The following is a 4,598-nucleotide window of genomic DNA, read 5'->3' on the forward strand; positions in this document are numbered from 1 at the left end:
ATACGTCGCGTCATCGCCCGTCGTATCGTCCTCCGACACGTCGTCACTCGTAGGTCCGTCCCCCAGTCCTGTTCTCCTCGATGTAGTCCCAGTCGTACTTGACGCCCAATCCCGGCCCGTCGGGGACGGGAACGGATCCCTCGTCGTCGATGGCGTCGATGTCGTCCACGTACTCGCCCTCGTACACCGGCGGCGTCGTGTTCGAACACTCCGGATGGACCAGCGCCATCTCGTAGTAGTTGGAGTTCCGAATTCCGGCCATACAGTGGCGTTGGGCGGGACCCGGTGAGTGAATCTCCACGTCGATGCCGAACCCCTCGGCCATGCGCGCGATTTTCATCGCGCCAGTGATTCCCCCGTCGTAGGCGGGGTCGGCCCGGAGGAAGTCCGTCGCCTCGTTCCGCAGGAAGTCGGTGTGCTGTTCTAACCCGCGGATGTGCTCGGTCTGCAGTAGCGGCGTGTCCAACTGCTGGCGCAGTTTTTTGTACGCGTACTGGGAGATGCCGCCGTCACGGTACGGATCCTCGTACCAGAAGAACTCCTCATCGTCGCACGCGCGTCCGACCTTCAGCGCGTCGCCGAACGTCTCGTACTCGCAGGCCGGGTCTATCATCAGGTCCATCTCGTCGCCGACGCGTTCGCCCACCGCGTGGACGGTCTCGATTTCGCGGTCGATGTCGCGCCGTTCGTCGGTCCCGCCCCAACCGTGGATTTTGAAGCCGGGGAATCCAATTTTGAGGCATTCCTCCGCAAAGTCGGCGTACGCGTGCGGGGAGTCCAACCCGCCGTTGTCGTCGGCGTGGTACGTCGAGGCGTAGGCCGGGAGTCGCGTTCGGTAGGTGCCCAGCAGTTCGTGAATCGGTGTGTCGTAGTGTTTCCCGGCGAGATCCCACAGCGCGATGTCGACCGGTCCGATTCCCATCCGGTCGTACTTCCGCAGCGCGCGCTTCATCTCCGACCACAACCGCTCGCGGCGCAACGGGTTCCGCCCGATGAGGTTGTCCGCGAGCGTGTTGATCTGCGCGAACGCGGGCGAGTTCCCGCCGACGAACTCCCCGGTGACGCCCTCGTCCGTCTCGATCCTCAGCCCGAACAGTTTACGCTCCGTCGTCGCCCCCGGTTCGTACACGAGGTTGTACCCGGCGTCCGACCCCACGTCCTCGATGGGGTACGAGAACTCCGTGGACTCGATTCTCGAAATCTGCATACGACTATCGACGGTTTCCCGCGTGGTAAAATTTGTAGCCGAACTTCGGCGGCGACGAGAGATATTTGATTCTGGTTCGATAGTAGGTGTTGCGAGGAAATTGTGGTGATACCTCGACAGTTCGCTACGAACAGTATTTGGTGGTTTTGTGGTTTCAGCGGTGACCGAGAACACGTCCTCGAAAGCCCCCAACCGTTCGCGGTGTCGACGTAATGGATTTCGTTTTGCTGAGAGTAGATATGGTTTTCTGAAACCACAAGTACCGAGCAACAATGAATTACCGCATCGCAACCGCCTCCGCACCGCGACAGCCACAATCTTTGTATCGCGTAGCCCATCCAGCCGGGTGGCGCGCGTTGCCTCGGAAGATTCGTGCGAGGGATGACGAAGCGAACGTAGTGAGCGGAGGAATCGGTTGGGGAGGCTCGTGGTGCGGTCGGGGTGGAATGAAAGGGGCCGCCCGCTCGCGCACCGTTTAGTTGCTGTGGAGGCTCTATCCGCACGGCGGTGTCGCCGCGAGCGACGCAGGAGCGAGGGGCGGCTCGGGAGAGCAACGCTCTCCCGGCGTGGAGAGCGCGGATATCCTGCATAGCGACCGCGAGCGGGCGGGGGTTTTCTGGGTCTTGTTCGTCGTTGTTAAGTCCACACCCGAGTTGGAGTCGCTTCGTAGCGAGCGTTCGGGGACTTCCGAGACGGTCTTCTTCTCAGCAATTGCAATCACAAATCCGGTATCAGAGTCATCTATTTGAATCGGAACAACACGAAAAAATCATCTTCTTCGAAGGGTTGTGGTCGCGTTAGTAGTTGTCGTAGACGGTCTTGATGATGGTGAAGTAGTCCATTCCCTCTTCACCCTGCTCGCGGTACGTCTCGCTGGAGGAGGCGTTCATGCCGCCGAACGGGACGTGCAGTTCGAGACCAGTGGTGGCTTCGTTGACCTTCACGATGCCGAAGTCCACGTCCTGGATGAACCGATTCGCCTCCGAGTGGTCCTGCGTGACGATACCCGCGGCGAGGCCGAACTCCACGTCGTTGACGAGTTCGACGGCCTCGTCGAAGTCGCTGTAGGGGGTGACGCCGACGAAGGGGCCGAACACCTCCTCCTGCATGATCTGCATGTCGTTTTCCACGCCACTGAAAACGGTCGGCGTGACGAAGTAGCCGTTCTCGTGCTCGCCATCTTCCAGTTTCTCGCCGCCGTATTCGAGCGTGGCACCCTCTTCTTTCCCGGTTTCGACGTAGTCGAGCGTGGATTCGAGTTCGCTCTCCGAGACGTGCGGTCCCATGCCGGGGTCGTCCAGTCCGGGGCCGATGTCGAGGTCCTCGGCGTACTCGACCAACTGGTCCACGAAGTCGTCGTACAGCGAATCGTGGACGATGACGCGCTCCGTCGCGGTACACGCCTGTCCGGTGACGCCGAACGCGCCGGAACCGACGACGTTCACCGCCTCTTCGAGGTCGGCGCTGGGGCCGATGACGGTCGGGTTCTTGCTCCCCAACTCCGTCTGGATGCGCTTGTGCTGGTCGGTGGCCTGCTCGTACACCATCTCGCCGACCGCTCGGCTTCCCGTAAAGGAGACGGTATCGACCTTCTCGTGGTCGATGATGGCGCTGCCGACGTCCTCGCCGCTGCCGACGACGAAGTTGAACACGCCGTCAGGGGCACCGACTTCGTCGGCCGCTTCGTCGATGCATTCGACCACTTTGGCGAACACGGTCGGCGCGTCCATCGCGGGTTTGAGGACGACGGTGTTGCCGGTCGCCAGCGCGGGCGCGCTCTTCCACGACGGGATGGCGATGGGGTAGTTCCACGGGGTGATGAGTCCGGCCACGCCCATCGGCTCACGGACCGTGTACAGGTTTTGGCCCTTCGAACTGGGCTGTTTTCGCTCCCCTGCGTAGTCCATCGCTCGCTCGGCGTAGTAGTAGAAGATGTTGATGGCGCGGTTGACCTCGCCGTTGGCTTCGCTTCGGGTCTTTCCTTCCTCCTGAACCAGCGTCTCGGTCAGTTCCTCCTCGCGGTCGTCCATGCGCTTCGCGGTCGAACGCAGCAGTTTGCCGCGGGTCGCGCCGGGCGTGTCGGCCCACTCCTCCTGTGCGGCGGCGGCCGCTTCGACTGCGCCGCGTGCGTCCTCCGCGGTCGATTGCTGGAACTCCGCGACGACCTCGTCGGTGTCCGCGGGGTTGTGGACGGTGAACGTTTCGCCCGATTCCGATTCTCTCCACTCTCCGTCTACGTAATTGGTGTACGTTTCGGGCATCGGAGAAAGTACGTGCGTGGGGTACTCCGTTCTTGTGGCCAAACCGCCGCTCGGTTGTGCGGTCGAATCTTTCCCCATAATACTCTTGTGGCCTTTTTCTCCTCGGTTTCGCCGTCGGAGCTATGTGGTTCAAGGGCGAATATTTTCCCATGCGATACCATCGCATTCCTTCGGACGACGGTCCCCGTCTGCTCGCACAGGAGGAACGGAAGGTGTACGACCTCACGACCGCCTCGGGTATCGCCTCCGTTCGCGAGTTGGCGCTCGCCGCGAGCGCGACTCAGGGTGGACTCGACGACGTGGCGCGGATTCATCTGGACGACGCGCCCCTGCTCGACGCGAACCGACTGCCCTCGGATGCACCGCGCCCAGCCGTCCCCGACGAGGTGTGGGCGGCCGGTGTCACCTACGAGACTAGCAACGACGCGCGCGAGGAGGAGAGCGGCCGGGGGTCGATGTATCAGGACGTGTTCGAGAACGAGCGCCCCGAACTGTTCTTCAAAGCCACGCCGAGTCGAACGGTCGGCCCCGGCGACGCCATCGGCATCCGCGCCGACTCCGAATGGGACGTCCCGGAACCCGAATTGGCCGTGGTCGTCGCGCGCGGCGACATCGTCGGCTACACCGTCGGCAACGACATGAGCAGTCGGTCGCTGGAGGGTGAAAATCCGCTGTACCTCCCGCAGGCCAAAATCTTCGAGAAGTGTTGTGCCATCGGGCCGTGCATCTCCTCGCCGGAGACGGTCGGCGACCCGCGCGAACTGGAACTTTCGATGCGCATCCGGCGCGACGACGAGACCGTCTTCGACGGTTCGACTTCGACGTCGAAGATGGCCCGTTCGTGCGAGGAACTCGTCTCCTATCTCGACGCACATGACACGATGCCCGACATCGCGGTGTTGTTGACGGGCACGTCGCTCGTTCCCCCGGACGACTTCACGCTCGCGGAGGGTGACAGCATCGAAATCGACATCGAGAACATCGGAACGCTCCGGAATCACGTCAAGACGGTGTGACCCCGGGAAGCGGTGCGATTCCGAAATCGCGCCGAGAGGGTGCGATTTCGGGAACGCGTCGAATCGAGACGGGGAGACGGACGCGTGCGACCGTCATCCAGTCATCGGCTCTGG

General features: G+C 62.3%; 3 protein-coding genes. 1 reads left to right on the plus strand and 2 read right to left on the minus strand.

Features of this window, described 5'->3' with window-relative positions; all coding sequences use genetic code 11:
* Positions 1–43: 43 nt before the first annotated feature.
* Positions 44–1,207: an enolase C-terminal domain-like protein gene (locus WBV42_RS17760; protein WP_423987209.1), complete on the minus strand. Its 1,164-nt coding sequence runs from the start codon at positions 1,205–1,207 to the stop codon at positions 44–46.
* A gap of 797 nt (positions 1,208–2,004) precedes the next feature.
* The gene (locus WBV42_RS17765; protein ID WP_423987210.1) at positions 2,005–3,468 is read right to left on the minus strand and encodes an aldehyde dehydrogenase family protein; all 1,464 of its coding nucleotides are present in this window, start codon (positions 3,466–3,468) and stop codon (positions 2,005–2,007) included.
* Positions 3,469–3,617: 149 nt separating this feature from the next.
* Between WBV42_RS17765 and WBV42_RS17770 the strand changes: the two genes are divergently transcribed.
* Positions 3,618–4,484, plus strand: a complete 867-nt coding sequence (locus WBV42_RS17770; RefSeq protein ID WP_423987211.1) for a fumarylacetoacetate hydrolase family protein — start codon at positions 3,618–3,620, stop codon at positions 4,482–4,484.
* Positions 4,485–4,598 lie beyond the last annotated feature (114 nt).

The organism is Haladaptatus sp. (genome assembly GCF_049589095.1).
Taxonomy (GTDB): domain Archaea; phylum Halobacteriota; class Halobacteria; order Halobacteriales; family Haladaptataceae; genus Haladaptatus.

Excerpts from the sequence above, each read along its gene's own strand:
- WBV42_RS17760 (WP_423987209.1), bottom strand. The coding sequence starts at position 1,207 with ATGCAGATTTCGAGAATCGAGTCCACGGAGTTCTCGTACCCCATCGAG.
- WBV42_RS17765 (WP_423987210.1), bottom strand. The coding sequence starts at position 3,468 with ATGCCCGAAACGTACACCAATTACGTAGACGGAGAGTGGAGAGAATCG.
- WBV42_RS17770 (WP_423987211.1), top strand. The coding sequence starts at position 3,618 with ATGCGATACCATCGCATTCCTTCGGACGACGGTCCCCGTCTGCTCGCA.